Source organism: Kitasatospora sp. NPDC022785 (assembly GCF_055561295.1).
This window is the reverse complement of record NZ_JBVHHB010000005.1, coordinates 278,910-297,480: the sequence shown is the minus strand read 5'-3', so window position 1 is coordinate 297,480 and position 18,571 is coordinate 278,910. Positions and strand designations below refer to the sequence as shown.

14 protein-coding genes are annotated in these 18,571 nt (G+C 70.4%); 11 read left to right on the top strand and 3 right to left on the bottom strand.

What is annotated here, in order from left to right; all coding sequences use genetic code 11:
* Positions 1-6 precede the first annotated feature (6 nt).
* From ACZ3YO_RS11455 to ACZ3YO_RS11415, 9 genes are all read left to right on the top strand, one after another.
* On the top strand, positions 7-741 hold the full coding sequence (locus tag ACZ3YO_RS11455) for a hypothetical protein (RefSeq protein WP_465567887.1): 735 nt from the start codon (positions 7-9) through the stop codon (positions 739-741).
* A 273-nt stretch (positions 742-1,014) separates the two neighbouring features.
* A complete protein-coding gene (locus tag ACZ3YO_RS11450; RefSeq protein ID WP_465567884.1) occupies positions 1,015-2,946 on the top strand; it encodes a hypothetical protein in 1,932 nt (643 codons plus the stop codon).
* A gap of 61 nt (positions 2,947-3,007) precedes the next feature.
* Positions 3,008-4,612, top strand: coding sequence for a bifunctional lysylphosphatidylglycerol synthetase/lysine--tRNA ligase LysX (lysX, locus tag ACZ3YO_RS11445; RefSeq protein WP_465568061.1), 1,605 nt, complete (start codon positions 3,008-3,010; stop codon positions 4,610-4,612).
* A 4-nt stretch (positions 4,613-4,616) separates the two neighbouring features.
* Positions 4,617-4,739 carry a hypothetical protein gene (locus ACZ3YO_RS11440; protein WP_256463529.1) on the top strand — a complete coding sequence of 41 codons (123 nt, stop codon included), beginning with the start codon at positions 4,617-4,619 and terminating at the stop codon, positions 4,737-4,739.
* A 119-nt stretch (positions 4,740-4,858) separates the two neighbouring features.
* Complete coding sequence (locus ACZ3YO_RS11435) at positions 4,859-5,296, top strand: BlaI/MecI/CopY family transcriptional regulator (RefSeq protein WP_465567881.1); 438 nt, start codon at positions 4,859-4,861, stop codon at positions 5,294-5,296.
* Between the two features lie 9 nt (positions 5,297-5,305).
* Positions 5,306-5,842 carry an amino-acid N-acetyltransferase gene (locus ACZ3YO_RS11430; protein WP_396321893.1) on the top strand — a complete coding sequence of 179 codons (537 nt, stop codon included), beginning with the start codon at positions 5,306-5,308 and terminating at the stop codon, positions 5,840-5,842.
* A gap of 92 nt (positions 5,843-5,934) precedes the next feature.
* Entirely contained in the window at positions 5,935-6,285 is a 351-nt protein-coding gene (locus ACZ3YO_RS11425) for a histone-like nucleoid-structuring protein Lsr2 (protein WP_396321894.1), read from the top strand.
* 676 nt (positions 6,286-6,961) lie between these two features.
* Positions 6,962-9,481, top strand: a complete 2,520-nt coding sequence (locus ACZ3YO_RS11420; protein ID WP_465567876.1) for an ATP-dependent Clp protease ATP-binding subunit — start codon at positions 6,962-6,964, stop codon at positions 9,479-9,481.
* Positions 9,482-9,834: 353 nt separating this feature from the next.
* Positions 9,835-12,186, top strand: a complete 2,352-nt coding sequence (locus ACZ3YO_RS11415) for an immune inhibitor A domain-containing protein (protein ID WP_465567874.1) — start codon at positions 9,835-9,837, stop codon at positions 12,184-12,186.
* Between the two features lie 116 nt (positions 12,187-12,302).
* Here ACZ3YO_RS11415 and ACZ3YO_RS11410 read toward each other — a convergent pair whose 3' ends face one another.
* Positions 12,303-13,472 (bottom strand): threonine aldolase family protein, encoded by a 1,170-nt coding sequence (locus tag ACZ3YO_RS11410; protein WP_465567871.1) that lies wholly within the window; start codon positions 13,470-13,472, stop codon positions 12,303-12,305.
* A 385-nt stretch (positions 13,473-13,857) separates the two neighbouring features.
* On the opposite strand from ACZ3YO_RS11410, the gene ACZ3YO_RS11405 reads away from it, so the two are divergent.
* Entirely contained in the window at positions 13,858-14,805 is a 948-nt protein-coding gene (locus ACZ3YO_RS11405; RefSeq protein ID WP_465567869.1) for a M23 family metallopeptidase, read from the top strand.
* Between the two features lie 73 nt (positions 14,806-14,878).
* On the opposite strand, the gene ACZ3YO_RS11400 is transcribed toward ACZ3YO_RS11405, so the two are convergent.
* Entirely contained in the window at positions 14,879-15,508 is a 630-nt protein-coding gene (locus ACZ3YO_RS11400; RefSeq protein ID WP_465567867.1) for a TetR/AcrR family transcriptional regulator, read from the bottom strand.
* Between the two features lie 224 nt (positions 15,509-15,732).
* On the opposite strand from ACZ3YO_RS11400, the gene ACZ3YO_RS11395 reads away from it, so the two are divergent.
* On the top strand, positions 15,733-17,346 hold the full coding sequence (locus ACZ3YO_RS11395) for an MDR family MFS transporter (RefSeq protein ID WP_396321900.1): 1,614 nt from the start codon (positions 15,733-15,735) through the stop codon (positions 17,344-17,346).
* Between the two features lie 177 nt (positions 17,347-17,523).
* Here ACZ3YO_RS11395 and ACZ3YO_RS11390 read toward each other — a convergent pair whose 3' ends face one another.
* Positions 17,524-18,453: an HhH-GPD family protein gene (locus ACZ3YO_RS11390; protein ID WP_465567864.1), complete on the bottom strand. Its 930-nt coding sequence runs from the start codon at positions 18,451-18,453 to the stop codon at positions 17,524-17,526.
* Between the last annotated feature and the right edge of the window lie 118 nt (positions 18,454-18,571).

Below are 18,571 nucleotides of genomic sequence, written 5' to 3'. Positions count from 1 at the left end.
CAACCCATGCCTACGCCACACGGATCGCGCGGCGGCATGGCCTTCAGCGCCGACGAAGTCCGCGTGCTGCGCCGCGCCCTCGCCCAAGCCCTGCACCCTGCCGTCCCCCTCCATCTCCAGGCCCCCGACCGGCTGCCGTTCGCCGGCGCGGGCGCGGACATGTGGGCCGAGGACGTCCAGGAGGCCCTGCGCCTGACCGAGGCGATCGACGAAGCCGTCCAGGAGGGCGGCCGACTGCGCACCTTCCTGCTCGCCGACCTCGGCCGCTACCGGGCCGCGCTGCCCGGCAGCGCCCGCGGCTACCTGGAACGCCTGGAGGAGGCGGTGACCGACGGCTACCTCCCGGGGCCCGAGGACCTCACCGCGCTGCGCGGCCTGACCCGCCAGCCCTGCGGCCAGAGCGAGCGGGCCCGCCGCTCGCGGCTGGCCGGCCGCTGCCACGCACTGGCCGAGGCCGCCGTCCGCGAACGGCTCGCCCTCACCACCGGCCAGCGCCACCTCGTCGCCGTACCGAGCCCCGCCGCACCCCCGAGCAGTCTCCCCACCCCTGTTGGAGGACGGATTCCGATGAGCAGCACCGACGCCGGCACCGAGCAGCCCGCCACCCCCGCGTCCGCGCCCCGCCCGCACCGGATGCCCACCCCCGCCGAGCTCTTCGGCCGCCGCCCCAAGCCTCCGGCCCGCCCCGCTCCCCCCTCCGCGCCGGAGGAGGGACTGGAACTCGCCACCGGCACCGGCTGACCGGGAGGGCCGAGAGGGGCGGTGGGCCGACGGCCCACCGCCCCTCTCTCTTCGTCTCTTCGTTGCCGAACAGTGATCGTCAAAGGGCAACCCCGATGATCACCCCGCTGGTATGACTGTGTGCTGCCGGAGTACGCCTCCGGCGGGGGCGGGCTCTACAGGAACACTCTTTCGTTCGTTTCACCGGTCACGATGCCCGTGGCCGGGCCGGACCGTGCGCGGTCCGCCATCGTTCGCTCCCTGATCTGCCGACTCGCGATCCCTGGAGCATGGATGGACCGGTCCACCCCCTACCCGCCGCGGCCCCGGGCCTGGGCACCGCCGCGCACACTGCTGCGCCTCGCGGTCGCCGCGACCACCCTGGCCCTCGCGGCGGTCACCGTGCCGGCGTCCGCCGCACCGGCCGTCTCCCCCGGCGACCCCGTCCCGCCCGCCGCCGTCCAGCCCGGCCGGTTCGTCCAGACGGACCTCACCAGGCTCCTGGACACCCGGGCCGCCATCGGCGTCCCGACCGAGGGGCCGCTCGGCGGCGACAGCACCCTCCGCTTCCCGGTCGGACAGCTCGCGCCCGGTGCCACGGCAGTGGTCCTGAACGTGACGGCGACGGACACCACCGAGAACAGCTTCGTCACCGTGCACCCCGACGGCCGGCCCCGGCCCGGGACGTCCAACCTCAACTTCACCCCCGGCCAGACGGTCGCCAACCTGGTCACCGTCCCGGTGTCCAACGGGTACGTCGACGTCTACAACCACGTCGGCTCGGCCAGCCTGATCGCCGACCTGTTCGGCTACTACACGGACGACCCCGCGGCGACCGCCTCGACCTTCCAGCCCGTCACCCCGTCGCGGGCGCTGGACACCCGCACGACCGGTCCGGGCGGCACCGCGCAGCCGGTCGGCACCGATGCCACGGTCAACCTCGCGCTCGCCGGGCGCAACCGCGTCCCGGCCGCCGGGGCCACGGCCGTGGTGCTCAACGTCACCGCCACCGACACCGAGGACTCCAGCTTCCTCACGGTGTACCCGCACGGCACCGCCCGGCCGGTCACCTCGAACCTCAACTTCACCGCGGGCCGGACGGTGCCCAACCTCGTCACCGTCCCGCTCGGGGCCGACGGCAGCGTCGACCTCTACAACCACGTCGGCTCGGCCGACCTGGTCGTGGACGTGTTCGGCTTCTACACCGGCGCCCCCAGCGGCTCCGGCTTCACCTCCGCCGGCCCGGCCCGGGTCCTGGACACCCGCGACCCTGGTCACCACCCGGTCGGCCCGGGCGAGATCCTGAGCTGGTCCGTCGGCGACGAGCCGGCCCTGCCCGCCGGCAAGGTGAGCGCCGTCGTGCTGAACGTGACCGCGACCGGCCCGACGGCCACCAGCCACCTCGACGTCTACCCGGGCGGGAGCCCGCGGCCGAGCAGCTCGAACCTGAACTACACGGCGGGGCAGACCGTGGCCAACACGGTGATCGTCCCCGTCGACGGCTCCGGGGACGTCAACTTCTACAACCACTCCGGCTCGGTGGACGTGGTGGTCGACGTGTTCGGCTACTTCACCGCACCCCAGGGCGGCCCGACCGGGCTGTCGATGAACCACACGGGCTGTGACACACCCAGCCCCGGTCGCTGGTTCATCCCGAGCATCTCGGCCTCCCCGCTCTTCGCGACCGCAGGCAAGCTTCCCGGCGCCACCGGGCCGGTCTGGACCCAGATCGTCTTGACGGGCCCGGAGGGCACCAAATCGTTCGCGACCAACACGGTCCAGCCCGACGGCCGACCGGTCTACGCACTGATCTTCGAGGGCCATGTGGTCAAGGGCAACGCGTACAGCTGGTACGCGTACACCACCGACGGGGTACACACCTCTCCGGCCAGCGCGCCGTGCTACTTCAGGGCCAGCCAGGATCCCGGCTTCACCATGACCATGTCGGAGCCCAAGGACCCGGTGTACATGGGCCAACCGGTGCGATTCACCTTCACCGCCACGACGGACGAGATCGAGCCCGGCTTCCAGCTGGCGTACTTCAGGTACAGCTTCGCCGGAATCTACGACACCGAGGCGCCGACCGTCCGTCCGGTCAATGGCGGTGCGACAGTCGACGTCGTACCGAACAACTGGGGCATTCAGAACCTAACCGTCACCGCGGTGAGTACGGACGGCACCCGGATGTCCTACGCCGGTAGGACCTTCTATGTGATCTGGCGCTGACGGAAAGGGGGAGAGCCCTGCGCTCTCCCCCTTCTGCCGTGCGGCGCGGCACGCGCTGCGGATATCCCGTGGCGGAGCACGGTGTGTGGCTGGCTACCCTTGTGGGGTGAGCGATCAGAGCCCCCTCCCCGCGACCGACGACCTTCCCGAGCAGATGCGCGTCCGGCGCGAGAAGCTGGACCGGCTCCGGGCGGCCGGCGTCGACCCGTACCCGGTCGGCTTCCCCCGGACCAGCACCATCGCGGACCTCCGTGCCAAGCACCCGGACCTCGCTCCGGACACCGCGACCGGCGAGCGGGCCGGCATCACCGGCCGCGTGATCCTCTCCCGGACGGGCGGCAAGCTCTGCTTCGCCACCCTGCGCGACGGCAGCGGCGACCTCCAGGTGATGCTCTCCCTGGACAAGCTGGGCGAGGAGCGGCTGGCGGCCTGGAAGTCCGACATCGACCTCGGCGACCAGGTCGGCGTCGAGGGCGAGGTGATCACCTCCCGCCGCGGCGAGCTGTCGGTGATGGTGGACAAGTGGGCGCTCACCGCCAAGTGCCTGCGCCCGCTGCCGGACAAGCACAAGGGCCTGACCGACCCGGAGGCCCGGGTCCGCCAGCGGTACGTCGACCTGATCGTCAACCCCGAGGCCCGCGAGATCCTGCACCTGCGCTCCAAGGTGGTCCGCTCGATCCGCCGCACCTACGAGGAGCGCGGCTACATCGAGGTCGAGACCCCGATGCTCCAGCCGGTGCACGGCGGCGCCAACGCGCGTCCGTTCAAGACCCACATCAACGCGTACGACATCGACCTCTTCATGCGGATCGCCCCCGAGCTGTACCTCAAGCGGCTGGTGGTCGGCGGCGCGGAGAAGGTCTTCGAGATCAACCGCAACTTCCGCAACGAGGGCGCGGACTCCACCCACAACCCGGAGTTCACCTCGCTGGAGTCGTACGAGGCCTACGGCGACTACGACACCCAGGCCGAGCTGATCCGGGCGACGATCATCAACGCCGCCCGGGACGCGCTGGGCACCACGGTGATCCGCGGCCTGGACCCGCACGGCGTCGAGCACGAGATCGACCTGGCCGAGCCGTGGGCCGAGGTCAGCGTCTACCCCGGCATCTCCGCCCACCTGGGCACCGAGGTCACCCCGGAGACCGGCGTCGAGGAGCTGCGCAAGCTGGCCACCGAGCACGGCATCCCCTTCGAGAAGGAGTGGGGCCACGGCCAGATCGTGCTGGAGATGGTCGAGCGCCTGCTGGAGGAGAACGCCGTCGCGCCGACCTTCATCAAGGACTACCCGACCGAGGTGTCCCCGCTCACCCGCCAGCACCGCTCGATCGCGGGCGTGGCCGAGAAGTGGGACCTGGTGATCTTCGGCACCGAGATCGGCACGGCCTACTCCGAGCTGGTCGACCCGGTCGAGCAGCGTGCCCGCCTGACCGCGCAGTCCCTGCTCGCGGCCGGCGGCGACGTCGAGGCGATGCAGGTCGACGAGGACTTCCTGCGGGCCCTGGAGTACGCGATGCCGCCCACCGGCGGCCTCGGCCTCGGGGTGGACCGCCTGATCATGCTGCTCACCGGCAAGAACATCCGGGAGACCGTGCTCTTCCCGCTGGTCAAGCCGGAGCCCAAGGCGTCCGCCGCCACCGCGGCGGAGAAGACCGAGGAGGAGTGACCTGATGGACTACGTCAGCGCGATCGTCCCGCCGCTGGTCATGGCGATCGGATTCGGCTTCCTGGTGCGGGCCATCATCCGCAGCCAGGGCGGGGCCCAGAAGGCCAAGGAGGACCTGGTCGACTGACGCCGTCAGCCGCCCGCGGACTCCGGCGCGCCGCCATTCCCGATTCCCGGGGTGGCGGCGCGCCGGTTTGGCAGCACTTCACAAGATTTGCCCCATTCACTCCCTATCCTGGCCGCACTATGGTCCGGCAACTCGGCGAACTTGAGAACGCCATCATGACCCGGGTGTGGCAGTGGAACCGACCGGTCACGGTTCGCGAGGTTCTGCTGGATCTGCAGTCGGAACGCGAAATCGCGTACACCACGGTGATGACCGTCCTGGACAAGCTCCACAGAAAGGGCTGGCTGCGCCGGGAGCGCGCCGGCCGGGCCTATCGATATGAACCGGTCTCGTCCCGCGAGGCGTACACGGCGGCCCTGATGAACGACGCCTGGGCCACCAGTGACAATCCGGCGGCCGCCCTGGTGCACTTCTTCGGCCTGATGTCGCCCGAGCAACGGGAGGCGCTGCGGGACGCGCTGCGGGTGGCCGCTCTGTTCCCGACCGATCCGGCCCCGCCGGATTCCGCCGGGCCCGGGGCGGATACCGGGGAGACCGGGGCGGGGCCGGCGCGATAACGTCCCGCCATGGAGGTCACCATCCGCCGGGCGCGGACCACGGACGTGCGGACAGTGCGCAGGCTCATCGACGCCTACTCGCGCGACGGCATTCTGCTCGACAAGCCCACCGTCACACTGTTCGAGTCCGTCCAGGAGTTCTGGGTCGCGGAACGCGACGACAACGGGGCGGTGGTGGCCTGCGGCGCGCTGCACGTCATGTGGGAGGACCTCGCGGAGGTTCGTACGCTCGCCGTCGATCCCTCCTGCCGCGGACACGGCGTCGGACACCTGCTGCTGGAGAAGCTGCTGCAGACCGCGCGCTGGCTGGGCGTCCGTCGGATTTTCTGCTTGACCTTCGAGGTGCCCTTCTTCGCGAAACACGGTTTCGTCGAGATCGGCGAGGTCCAGGAAACCGATGATGGTACGACAGACCCGGCGGCGATCGCTACGGATGTCTATGAAGAACTTCTCCGCTCGTACGATGAAGGTGTCGCGGAGTTCCTCGACCTGGAGCGGGTGAAGCCCAACACTCTGGGCAACTCGCGCATGCTGCTGCACCTGTGAGCGGCTCCCGACCCCCTCAGGGGTTTGTGTTTTCCGCTGAAAGGCGCTTTCCTTTCCTTAGGCAATGGGTCGTTTAGCGGAAAGGGAAGCCCGTGGCACAGAGGGTGCAGGTCATTCTTGAAGACGATCTCGACGGTGGTTCGGCGGACGAGACGGTGACGTTCGCGCTCGACGGCGTTGCCTACGAGATCGATCTGAAGAGCGCCAACGCGGACAAGCTCCGCGGTCTGCTGGCGCCGTACGTGGAGAAGGGCCGCAAGCAGAGCGGCCGGCTCGCCGGCGCCCGCCGCCCGGGCCGTGGCACGGCTCCGCGCCCGTCCGGCAGCGCTCCGGACACCGCCAAGATCCGCGCGTGGGCCAAGGAGCAGGGCCTGGAGGTCAACGACCGCGGCCGGGTGCCGAGCACCGTCCGCGAGGCCTACGACAAGGCCAACGCGGCCTGACCCCGGCGCCGCCGGATCAGGTGCGGGGCGCCGGCGCGGGCCGGCGGTGTTCCTGGCACACGCGCGGGGCGCGGAGGGATCCTCCTCCGCGCCCCGCGGCGCGCGCCCGGGCGGCGGGCACCGGTCCGGCCGGCGTTCCGGGCAGCGTTCGGGGCAGGGTTCCGGGCGGCGTTCCGGGCGGCGTTCCGGGCGGCGGAACAATCACAGGCTGTGCAACGCTGTAGGGGCGAAGCGGTAACGCAGGCACCACCGGGATGGCCTACCGGCCACAGCGGCCGCAGCTGAACCACCGTCACCGCCGGCCGACTTCTCGCCAGGCGAACACCGCCACCGCGGAAACTGCGCGAGAACCACCCCGATACCGGGTATGAATGCAGGTGGACGGGGTCCTGGACCCCGCCCGGGGCAGTACGTGCGACCGGCCGGGGGCCGTTCCGGATCCGCCGAGTCCGGCGATGTTCGCCGATGGCGTAGCGGTATCTGGTGCATCCGGCCCACCTGTGGGAACACCGTCTCCCAGCATCAGGTTGGGATTGGTGTCGGCTGGTCGCGCAGCATGTCGCTCCCGTACGGGGGAGTGAATCCGTGGGCCGCGCCGCTGAGCGGGACTAGCATGCGGAAGGACAGGGCGGGGACCGACCCCGAACTGCCCGACCGCTCTGAGGAGCGATAAACGATGTTCGAGAGGTTCACCGACCGCGCGCGGCGGGTTGTCGTCCTGGCTCAGGAAGAAGCCCGGATGCTCAACCACAACTACATCGGCACCGAGCACATCCTCCTGGGTCTGATCCACGAGGGTGAGGGTGTCGCCGCTAAGGCCCTGGAGAGCCTCGGGATTTCTCTAGAGGCTGTTCGCCAGCAGGTCGAGGAGATCATCGGCCAGGGCCAGCAGGCCCCGTCCGGTCACATTCCCTTCACCCCCCGGGCGAAGAAGGTCCTGGAGCTGTCGCTCCGCGAGGCCCTGCAGCTCGGCCACAACTACATCGGCACCGAGCACATCCTGCTCGGCCTGATCCGCGAGGGCGAGGGCGTCGCCGCCCAGGTCCTGGTGAAGCTGGGCGCCGACCTCAACCGGGTGCGCCAGCAGGTCATCCAGCTGCTCTCCGGCTACCAGACCGGCGGCGGCAAGGAGTCGGCCACCGCCGGCGGGCCCGCCGAGGGCACCCCGTCGACCTCGCTGGTCCTGGACCAGTTCGGCCGCAACCTCACCCAGGCCGCCCGCGAGGCCAAGCTCGACCCGGTCATCGGGCGCGAGAAGGAGATCGAGCGGGTCATGCAGGTGCTGTCCCGCCGCACCAAGAACAACCCCGTGCTGATCGGTGAGCCCGGCGTCGGCAAGACCGCCGTAGTCGAGGGCCTGGCCCAGGCGATCGTCAAGGGCGAGGTCCCGGAGACGCTCAAGGACAAGCAGCTCTACACGCTGGACCTGGGCGCCCTGGTGGCCGGCTCGCGCTACCGCGGTGACTTCGAGGAGCGCCTGAAGAAGGTGCTCAAGGAGATCCGCACCCGCGGCGACATCATCCTGTTCATCGACGAGCTGCACACCCTGGTCGGCGCGGGCGCCGCCGAGGGCGCCATCGACGCCGCCAGCATCCTCAAGCCGATGCTGGCCCGTGGCGAGCTGCAGACCATCGGTGCCACCACGCTGGACGAGTACCGCAAGCACCTGGAGAAGGACGCCGCGCTGGAGCGCCGCTTCCAGCCGATCCAGGTCGCCGAGCCGTCGCTGCCGCACACCATCGAGATCCTCAAGGGCCTGCGCGACCGCTACGAGGCCCACCACCGGGTCTCCATCACGGACGCCGCCCTGGTCGCCGCCGCCACCCTGGCCGACCGCTACATCTCGGACCGCTTCCTGCCGGACAAGGCCATCGACCTGATCGACGAGGCCGGCTCCCGGATGCGCATCCGCCGGATGACCGCGCCGCCGGACCTGCGCGAGTTCGACGAGAAGATCGCCGACGTGCGCCGCGAGAAGGAGAGCGCGATCGACGCGCAGGACTTCGAGAAGGCCGCGTCCCTGCGCGACGACGAGAAGCAGCTCCTGCAGGCCAAGGCCAAGCGCGAGAAGGAGTGGAAGGCCGGCGACATGGACGTCGTCGCGGAGGTGGACGAGGAGCTCATCGCCGAGGTCCTGGCCACCGCCACCGGCATCCCGGTCTTCAAGCTCACCGAGGAGGAGTCCTCCCGGCTGCTGCGCATGGAGGACGAGCTGCACAAGCGCGTCATCGGCCAGAAGGACGCCATCAAGGCGCTCTCCCAGGCCATCCGGCGCACCCGTGCGGGCCTCAAGGACCCGAAGCGCCCCGGCGGCTCGTTCATCTTCGCCGGCCCGTCCGGTGTCGGTAAGACCGAGCTGTCCAAGACGCTCGCCGAGTTCCTCTTCGGCGACGAGGACGCGCTGATCTCGCTCGACATGTCCGAGTTCTCGGAGAAGCACACCGTCTCCCGGCTCTTCGGTTCGCCTCCCGGCTACGTGGGCTACGAGGAGGGCGGGCAGCTGACCGAGAAGGTGCGCCGCAAGCCGTTCTCCGTCGTCCTCTTCGACGAGGTCGAGAAGGCCCACCCGGACATCTTCAACTCGCTGCTGCAGATCCTGGAGGACGGTCGACTGACCGACTCCCAGGGCCGCGTGGTCGACTTCAAGAACACCGTCATCATCATGACGACCAACCTCGGCACCCGGGACATCTCCAAGGGCTTCAACCTGGGCTTCGCGGCCACGGGTGACACCCAGACCGGGTACGAGCGGATGAAGGCGAAGGTCGGCGAGGAGCTCAAGCAGCACTTCCGCCCCGAGTTCCTGAACCGCGTCGACGACATCGTGGTCTTCCACCAGCTGTCCGAGGAAGACATCATCCAGATCGTCGACCTGATGATCGACAAGGTGGACGGCCGCCTCAAGGACCGCGACATGGGCCTGGAGCTCAGCGTCGAGGCCAAGAAGCTGCTGGCCAAGCGCGGCTACGACCCGATCCTGGGTGCCCGTCCGCTGCGCCGCACCATCCAGCGCGAGATCGAGGACCACCTCTCCGAGAAGATCCTCTTCGGCGAGCTGCGGGCCGGCCACATCGTGGTCGTCGGTGTCGAGGGTGACGGCAAGGAGGCCAAGTTCACCTTCCGCGGTGTGGAGAAGTCCGCGGTCGCGGACACCCCGGCCGCTGTTGCCTCGCCGGGTCCGGACCTGACGAAGTAGCAACATTTAACAGATAACAGCAAACGGTCTGAGCCCCCGGCGTTCGCGTCGGGGGCTCAGACCGTTTTTCGTGCTGCCACAAAAGCTGTGATCCACCCCACGATGCCGCAGGTGGGGGGCCTGATCGGGGGGTGGTGCGGGGGCGATCGAACCACCTGTCATCTTTTAATGCCAATGTTGTTGACAGACCGTCAGCTGATAGTGAGTCGCGGAGCATAGCGCTGTGGCCATGTCACGGTCAAGGTCTATCTTTTCCGTCCACCCTTGGATCAAATGTCGTCCACCTGTCTTTCATTGGTTTACCGGATGGCCAAGAGCCGGACCGGTTTGGGGAGGACGTCACAACGTTGAAGATGACCAGGAAAGCCGCTGCGGCCGTTTCGGCCGCCGCGGTCATAGCCGCGCTCGGCGCGGGGCTGCTCCCGGGGACGGCCTTCGCCGCCGGATCCGCCCCGGTGCCGCAGGACCCGGCCGACGCCGTTCAGGTCAGCACTGAGCACAACCTGCCGGGCCCGCTCACCGAGAAGGTCGAGGCCGAGCAGAAGGCTGCCACCGAGCAGCTGCTCGCCGGCACCGCCCAGATCGAGCAGCACGGCGGCGGCAGCAGCATCAAGCTCGGCAAGGACAAGTACGTCGAGCTGGCCCGTGAGCGTACGGACAAGATCTTCACCATCCTGGTCGACTTCAGCGACCAGGTGGACAGCACCACGAAGACGCCGGACGGCAAGGTCAAGTACGGCGGCACGCCCGGCCCGCAGCACAACCAGATCGAGAAGCCCGACGCGGCGACCAACAACTCGACGCTCTGGCAGGCCGACTACAACCAGTCGCACTACCAGGACATGTACTTCAGCAAGACCCAGGACTCGCTGAAGACCTTCTACGAGAAGCAGTCCTCGGGCCGCTACTCGGTCGACGGCCAGGTCACCGACTGGGTGAAGGTGCCGTGGAACGAGGCCCGTTACGGCTCGGACTACTGCGGCTCGCACGTCTGCTCCAACGCGCAGGACCTGATCCGCGACGGCATCAACGCCTGGGTCGCCGACCAGAAGGCCAAGGGCCAGACGGACGCTCAGATCAAGGCCACCATCGCGCAGTACGACCAGTGGGACCGGTACGACTACGACCACGACGGCAACTTCAACGAGCCCGACGGTTACATCGACCACTTCCAGATCGTGCACGCCGGTGAGGACCAGTCGGCGGGCGGCGGCAAGCAGGGCGACAACGCCCTCTGGGCCCACCGCTCGTACGTCTACGGCACCCAGGCCGGCTCGACCGGTCCGTCGAACAACCTGCTCGGCGGCACCCCGGTCGGTGACACCGGCATCTGGATCGGCGACTACACCATGCAGCCCGAGAACGGCGGCCTCGGTGTCTTCGCCCACGAGTACGGTCACGACCTCGGTCTGCCGGACCTGTACGACACCTCGGGCAGCGGGATCGACAACTCGGTCGGCTTCTGGTCGCTGATGTCCTCCGGCTCCTGGCTGGGCGAGGGCAAGAACTCGATCGGCGACATGCCGAACGACCTCGACGTCTGGAGCAAGCTCAAGCTCGGCTGGCTGAAGTTCGACAAGGCCAAGGCCGGCACCGAGTCGACCCACCACATCGGCCCGGTGGAGTACAACTCCAAGCTGCCGCAGGCGCTGGTCGTCGACCTGCCGAAGAAGACCGTCACCACCACGATCAACACCCCGTTCGCGGGTGCCAACGAGTGGTGGAGCGGCAGCGCCGACGACCTGAACGTCACGCTGACCCGCGACGTCGACCTGACCGGGAAGACCTCGGGCTCGCTCTCCGCGAAGGCCTGGTACGACCTGGAGCAGGACTTCGACTACGCCTACGGCGAGGTCTCCACCGACGGTGGCGCCACCTGGAAGGCCCTGGAGGGCACCTTCAACGGCACCGCCCTCCCGCACAACGCCGCCGACAAGGCGTCGCTGAGCGGCAACTCGGGCAACAAGTGGGGCGACCTGGTCTTCCCGCTGGACGCCTACGCGGGCAAGGCCGTCAAGGTCCGCTTCCACAACACCACCGACGGCGGCCTGCACCTGAAGGGCCTGGCCCTGGACGACATCGTCGTCACCGCCGACGGCGCCACCGTCTTCACCGACGGTGCCGAGAACGGTGACAACGGCTGGGCCGCCAAGGGCTTCTCGCGCATCTCGGGCAAGTTCTCCAACGACTACGCCCAGTACTACATCGCCGAGAACCGCCAGTACATCTCGTACGACCGGACCCTCAAGACCGGCCCGTACAACTTCGGCTTCGGTGCCGCCAAGCCGAACTGGGTGGAGCACTACCCGTACCAGGCCGGTCTGCTGATCTGGTACTGGGACGAGTCGCAGACCGACAACAACGTCACCAACCACCCGGGCCAGGGTCTGATCCTGCCGATCGACTCGCACCCGACCCCGACGAAGTGGGCCGACGGCACCCTGATGCGCCCGCGCATCCAGGGCTACGACTCGACCTTCGGCTCGCGCAGGACCGACGGGCTGACCCTGCACAAGAACGGCGTCGAGACGATCGTCCCGAAGGCCAAGGGCGTCGACGAGTTCAGCGACCTGAAGGACTACTGGTCGAAGGACAACCCGTACAGCAGCGTCATCGTCCCGAAGACGGGCACCAGCATCGAGGTCGAGAACGAGTCCTCGAACTACCTGGAGACCTGGATCCGGGTCCGCCCGGTCGACAACTGATCGCGCCGAGCAGTGACGATCAGCCTCTGACCAGGCACCACTGATTCACCGTCCGGCCCGTCCCCGCACCCGCGGGGGCGGGCCGGACGTCTTTTCAGGTCCGTGCTCTCAGGCCCTCAGAACGGCCTCCTCGGCAGCAGCGCGAGAAAGGCGTCCACCGCCTCCGCGACCTCCTTCTCGGTCCAGTCCAGCGCGTCGGCCGCCACCGTGACCTCGGTCATCGACAGGCCCGGCAGGCCCTGCTCCCGCCAGGAGCCGAACAGCGCCGTCCCCGCCTCCTCGGCCAGCCGCAGACCCGCCGTGTCCAGCTCCTCCGGGGCGTACGGCAGCCAGAGCTGGAACTGGTGGGTGTGCGGCGGGGCCGGGTGGATCCGGGCCCCCGGAACGACCGCGAACGAATCGGCGAGCGCCGCCGCGACGGTCTTGGCGTGCGCCACGTACCCGGGCAGCCGCGGCAGTTCGCGGTCCAGCCCGGCGAGCGCGGCCAGCGCGGCCGGCCACTGCTGGAAGAGCTGGCCGCCGTAGCGGTGCCGCCAGGCCCTGGCGGTCCGGACGAAGGCCGAGCGGCCGGCCAGCGCGGCGCCGCTGATCCCGCCGAGGGTCTTGTAGAAGGAGACGTAGACCGAGTCGGCCATGGCGGCGATCTCCGGCAGCGACCGGCCGAAGTGGACGGCCGACTCCCAGATCCGGGCCCCGTCCAGGTGCAGCGCCGCGTGGTGCTTCTCCCGGACCACCGCGGCGACCGCCTCCAGCTCGGCCCAGGACGGCAGCACGAACCCGGCCTCGCGCAGCGGCAGCTCCAGGATCATCGCGGCGTACGGCTCGTCGAACGCCTCCAGCTCGGCCACGGTCGGCAGCCTCGGCGCGACGGTGGGCCAGACGCTGCGCAGGCCGCTGAGCACGGTCAGCGCGTGGCGTTCGTGCTGCTCGGTGTGGCCGAGCGGGTGGGTCGCGATCGTCGGCAGCCCGGCGGCCTCGGCGTGGATCCGCAGCGCGACCTGCTGGGCCATGGTGCCGGTCGGGAAGAACGCCGCGTCCTCGGTGCCGAGCAGCCCGGCGACCTTCTGTTCCAGGGCGCGGACCACCCCGTCGCCGTACATGTCCGGCCGCCGGTCCAGGTCGTACACGCCCTCGGCGTCCTCGGCCAGGGCGGCGAGGTGCTCGCGCAGGCTCAGCGGCCGGGCACCGGAGAGCAGCCGTTCGCAGCCGCGCCGCGCGGCGAAGCGGCGCTCCTGGAGGCCCGGGCCGTGGCCGCCTTCGGTGGATTCGCTCCTGTTGGGATACATGCGTCGATGGTCCCGCAGCAGGGGCGCCCGGTCAGCGGTGCGGGCACGTGCCCGGGATTCGTGCCGCGGAAACGTCCGAACCCCGGCGGCGGGTGGGACTGGTCACAGGGGTCCACAGCGGTACGACCGGCGGTAGTAGACGCGAGGAGCGGGCGTCCGGAGTGGCCCGGCCCCCGAACGGAGGATCGGATCACATGATCGTTACTCCGTCGGCTTGAATCTCCGGCACGACGCCGACTACACGCCGTAGTACGTCACACCGTTTGGGAGTCCGCGCGGTGACGGTTACACCTGAGTGGTCCCCCGCTCAGCACGCCCGAACGGGCTCGTTGTGCTGCCCCGTACGTCCGTGAGGTTGAGCTTCCCGATGTCTTCCGTCCCGCCCATGGGGCCGGCCCTCCGCCGCCTCGCCGCCCGTGCGGCGACCCAGGCGGCCGCCTGGCAGCCCCGGCTCGGCCACGCCGTCCGCACCCACGCCGCCCCGCTGCACGCGCTCACCGCGCCCCGGCACACCCTGCCCGGCGGCCCGCTCCGGGCCGACCGGCACCGCACCGTCACCGCGGTCGGGGCCAGCGCGGTGATACTCTCCGGCGCCCTGCTGGTCGCCGCCCCGGGCAGCGCCTCGGCGCAGACGGTCACCCCCACCACCCCCGGCAGCTCGGCGTTCACCGTCGCGCAGGGCGCCGCGCCCACCCCGGCGCTGGTCCAGGTGGCGGGCCCGAGCACGTACAAGCTCCCGCACGAACACGGCTCCGCACAGGAGTACGTGGCGGTCGCCGCCAACCTGCAGGCCCCCGAGCCGCCCGCGGCCGCCCCCTCCGCGGACCAGGCGCCTGCGTCCGCGCCCGCCCCCGAGCCCGCGCCGGCCCCGGCCCCGGCCCCGGCCCCCGAGCCCGCGCCCGCGCCGGCACCCGCTCCGGCACCCGAGTGGTCCGCCCCCGTCCCGGGCGCGCCGACCAGCAACCCGTACGGGGTGGCCAACCCCGAGTACGCGGCCGGCTACCACACCGGGGTGGACTTCGCCGTCGCCCCGGGCACCCCGCTGCTCGCGGTCGGCAACGCCACCGTGGTGTCGGCCGGCTGGGACGGCGCCTACGGCAAGGAGGTCGTGCTCCGGCTCGCCGACGGGCGCTTCGCGCAGTACGCGCACATGTCGGCGATCTCGGTGAAGGCGGGCGAGCGCGTGTCGGCTGCCGAGCAGATCGGCCGCTCCGGGAACACCGGCAACTCGACCGGGCCGCACCTGCACTTCGAGATCCGCTCCAGCAACCACTACGGCTCGGTGATCAACCCGATCGCGTACCTCTCCGGGCACGGGGTCACCGGGTTCTGACCGGCCCGCGCACCCGCCCGAGGGGCGGCCCGGAGCCGGGCCGCCCCTCGGGCGTCAGTGTCGACCGCGCCGGTCAGACGTGCGCCGCGGGGTGGTCGATCAGGGCGCCGATCTCCAGGGCGACGCGCTGCGCGGCCGCCATCGCCTCCTCCAGCGAGTCCGCCCTCACCACGTCGTCCGGGATGTGCCCGGCGGCCTCGCCGTCGCAGGCGTCCTGCTTGAGCAGGAACAGCGCCGAGTTGATGGTGAACAGCGACATGGCGGCGCGCAGCCGGTCCTCGAAGGTGGCCTGCGGGCCGTGCACCAGGCGGACCATCGCGACCATCCGCTCCTTGAACTCCAGCCCGGCCGGCGAGTCGCGCAGTGCGGGCTGGTTCTCGTGGAAGAAGCGCAGCAGCGGTGCCCGCTCGGACATGCCGGCCGCGAACCGCCGGATCAGCTCGTCCCGCAGCTCCGGGGTCCACGGCTGTTCGGCGCCCCACGCGAGGGTCTCGTCGATCGGCGCGGCCATGCTCTCCACGATGCCGTGGACGATGTCGTCCTTGGTCTTGAAGTGGTAGTAGAGCGCGGCCTTGGTGACGCCCAGCCGGTCGGCGATCTCCCGCAGCGAGGTCTGTTCGTAGCCCTGTTCCGAGAAGAGCTCCAGCGCGACCACGATGATGCGGGCCCGGGTGTCGCTGCGGGGGCTGTGCGGAGTACCCATGGCCTGCCTCATGACTGCGTCGGTTGACTGCTGCTCGTTCTCGGGTGCCCCTCAGCACCCACCCCCGGGCTCATTCTCCCTGCCCAGGCCGCCGGCCGAGAAACTGGCTTGACGACCGGCTAGCGCACAACCTACCGTGCCCACGGTCAACAAACTAGCCGGGCGACAAGTAAGTGCCGTCGAAGGCCCGAACGATCGTCCGATCCTGTCCGGGAGACACCCCCATGTCACAACCCAAGGCCGACAACCCGGCACCGGAGAAGAAGACGTCCGAGGAGGAGGAGCAGCCGCGCTCCCCCCGTGAGATCCGCCTGGTCATGGTCGGCCTGGTGGTCACCATGCTGCTCGCCATGCTCGACGGCCTGATCGTCGGCACCGCGATGCCGACCATCGTCGGCGACCTCGGCGGCGCCGAGCACCTGTCCTGGGTGGTCACCTCCTACACCCTGGCCACCGCCGCCTCCACCCCGATCTGGGGCAAGCTCGGCGACCTCTACGGCCGCAAGGGCACCTTCCTCACCTCGATCGTGATCTTCCTGGTGGGCTCGGCCCTCTCCGGCCTCTCCCAGAACATGAACGAGCTAATCGGCTTCCGCGCCCTCCAGGGCCTCGGCGCCGGCGGTCTGATGGTCGGCGTGATGTCGATCATGGGCGCGCTCGTCCCGCCGCGCGACCGCGGCAAGTACCAGGGCATGTTCGCCGCGGTGATGGCGCTCGCCACCATCGGCGGCCCGCTCGTCGGCGGCTTCATCACCGACCACCTGAGCTGGCACTGGACCTTCTACATCAACCTGCCGCTCGGCCTGGTCGCGCTCGCCGTCGTCATGGTCACCCTGAAGCTCCCGAAGGTCCGCAACAACGCCCGGATCGACTACCTCGGTGCGGTCCTGCTCACCACCGGCATCACCGCGCTCACCCTGATCACCACCTGGGGCGGCCAGCAGTACGCGTGGGGCTCCAAGCAGATCCTGGGCCTGGCTGCGCTGGCCGCCGCCACCCTGATCGCCTTCTGCTACGTCGAGCAGCGGGTCCAGGAGCCGATGCTCCCGCTCGGCCTGTTCAAGAACCTGAACTTCACCCTGGTCTCGATCATCGGCTTCGTCGTCGGCTTCGTGATGTTCGGCTCGACCGTCTTCCTGCCGCTCTACCAGCAGATCGTGCAGGGCGCCTCGGCCACCAACTCCGGCCTGCTGCTGATGCCGATGATGTTCGGCATGCTGGTCGTCTCGCTGGTGGTCGGCCAGGCGGTGACCAAGACCGGCAAGTACCGGATCTTCCCGATCATCGGCACGATCGTGATGACCGCCGGCCTGGTGCTGCTCTCCACGCTCTCCACCGACACCGGCAGCTTCGCCGCCTCCTGCTGGATGGTCGTGCTCGGCGCCGGCATGGGCTTCCTGATGCAGATCACCATGCTGGTCGCGCAGAACAGCGTCGAGCTGAAGGACATGGGCGTGGCCAGCTCCACCGCCACCCTGTTCCGCACCATCGGCGGCTCCTTCGGCGTCGCGCTGTTCGGCGCGCTGTTCAACAGCCGGGTCACCGAGACCATGAAGGACCGGCTCGGCGACGCGGCCGCGAACGGCGGCGGCAAGGGCGACCCGAGCCAGCTGAGCCCGGCCGCGCTCAAGGCGCTGCCCGCCCCCGTCCAGGACGCGTACCACCACGCGGTGGCCAACGGCATGCACACCGTCTTCCTGTGGGGTGCCGCGGTCGCGGTCATCGCGGTCGCCGCCGCGCTCTTCGTGCGCGAGGTCCCGCTGCGGGGCGCCGGTGCGCCGGCGTCGGACGGCGACGGCAAGGCCACCGAGCCCAACGCCGAGGCCGTCGCCATCTGACGTCCGCGGTCCGGAAATCCCCCTTGCCCCTCTCCCACGAGAGCGGGAAGGGGGATTTTCCGTCATACCGGCCGGTGCACCGGCAGCCTGCCGCGGCGGCCGGGCCTTCCTGTCATTCCGGCCGGTGCACCGGGAACTGCTCCGGGAACTCCGGTGCACCGGGAGCTGCTCCGGGAACTACTGCGGCAGCCGGTAGACGCCCTGCTCGACCGGCTCGACCAGGCCGTCGGCGACCAGGCCGTCCAGCGCCCGGGCCCGCTGCACCGCGTCCGGCCAGACGGCGTCCAGCCGGGCCTGCTCGACGGTGCCGTGCTCGGCGCGCAGCACCGCCAGGAGCTTCCCGCGGACCTGCCGGTCCGTCCCCTCGTACGACTGGCCGCGCCGGGCCGGGCCCTCGTACGGCGGGCGGCCTGCCCGCTGCCAGGCGCAGCCGGTGAACAGCGGGCAGTCGCCGCACTCCGGGCTCCGCGCCGTACAGACCAGCGCGCCGAGCTCCATCACGGCGACCGCCCAGGTCGCCGCCGTCTCCGCGTCCTCGGGCAGCAGTGCCGTCGCCGTCCGCCGCTCGGCGGCCGTCGTGGCCTGCGCCGGGTACTCGACGCCCGTCACCGCACGGGCGAACACCCGGCGGACGTTGGTGTCCAGCACCACATGGCGTCGGCGGAAGGCGAAGGAGGCCACCGCGGCGGCCGTGTACTCCCCCACCCCGGGCAGCGAGAGCAGCGTCGTGTGGTCGTCCGGGACGAGGCCGCCGTGCTCCTCGGTGATCGCCACCGCGGCCGCGTGCAGGCGCAGTGCCCGCCGCGGGTAGCCGAGCCGGCCCCACATCCGGACCGCCTCGCCGGGCGCGTCGGCGGCCAGGTCGGCCGGCGTCGGCCAGCGCTCCAGCCATGCCGCGTAGGCGGGCAGCACCCGCTTCACCGGGGTCTGCTGGAGCATGAACTCGCTCACCATCACCGCCCAGGACGAGGCCTCGGGGGTCCGCCAGGGCAGCTCGCGGGCGTTGGCCTCGTACCAGCCGAGGACGGTGGAGTGCAGCACCGGCAGCGGCAGAGGCAGCGGGACGGCGGCGGGACTGGGGGCGGGGGTGACGGTGATGGCAGCCATGGCCCTTCGATCCTCCCACGCCCGTTCCGCCCGCCGAAGCGGAGTCCGAAGATCCGGATCGCCGCGCGAAAACCCCCGATCAGCCTCCCTCGAACGGCGCAAATGGCGGATCATGTGA

What these genes read in the sequence shown, in the direction of transcription:
- ACZ3YO_RS11430 (WP_396321893.1), top strand. Translation starts at nt 5,306, where the DNA reads ATGGAGGTCACCATCCGCCGGGCGCGGACCACGGACGTGCGGACAGTG.
- ACZ3YO_RS11410 (WP_465567871.1), bottom strand. Translation starts at nt 13,472, where the DNA reads ATGTATCCCAACAGGAGCGAATCCACCGAAGGCGGCCACGGCCCGGGC.
- ACZ3YO_RS11440 (WP_256463529.1), top strand. Translation starts at nt 4,617, where the DNA reads ATGGACTACGTCAGCGCGATCGTCCCGCCGCTGGTCATGGCGATCGGA.
- ACZ3YO_RS11400 (WP_465567867.1), bottom strand. Translation starts at nt 15,508, where the DNA reads ATGGGTACTCCGCACAGCCCCCGCAGCGACACCCGGGCCCGCATCATC.
- ACZ3YO_RS11420 (WP_465567876.1), top strand. Translation starts at nt 6,962, where the DNA reads ATGTTCGAGAGGTTCACCGACCGCGCGCGGCGGGTTGTCGTCCTGGCT.
- ACZ3YO_RS11455 (WP_465567887.1), top strand. Translation starts at nt 7, where the DNA reads ATGCCTACGCCACACGGATCGCGCGGCGGCATGGCCTTCAGCGCCGAC.
- ACZ3YO_RS11415 (WP_465567874.1), top strand. Translation starts at nt 9,835, where the DNA reads ATGACCAGGAAAGCCGCTGCGGCCGTTTCGGCCGCCGCGGTCATAGCC.
- ACZ3YO_RS11390 (WP_465567864.1), bottom strand. Translation starts at nt 18,453, where the DNA reads ATGGCTGCCATCACCGTCACCCCCGCCCCCAGTCCCGCCGCCGTCCCG.
- ACZ3YO_RS11405 (WP_465567869.1), top strand. Translation starts at nt 13,858, where the DNA reads ATGGGGCCGGCCCTCCGCCGCCTCGCCGCCCGTGCGGCGACCCAGGCG.
- ACZ3YO_RS11435 (WP_465567881.1), top strand. Translation starts at nt 4,859, where the DNA reads ATGGTCCGGCAACTCGGCGAACTTGAGAACGCCATCATGACCCGGGTG.
- ACZ3YO_RS11395 (WP_396321900.1), top strand. Translation starts at nt 15,733, where the DNA reads ATGTCACAACCCAAGGCCGACAACCCGGCACCGGAGAAGAAGACGTCC.
- ACZ3YO_RS11450 (WP_465567884.1), top strand. Translation starts at nt 1,015, where the DNA reads ATGGACCGGTCCACCCCCTACCCGCCGCGGCCCCGGGCCTGGGCACCG.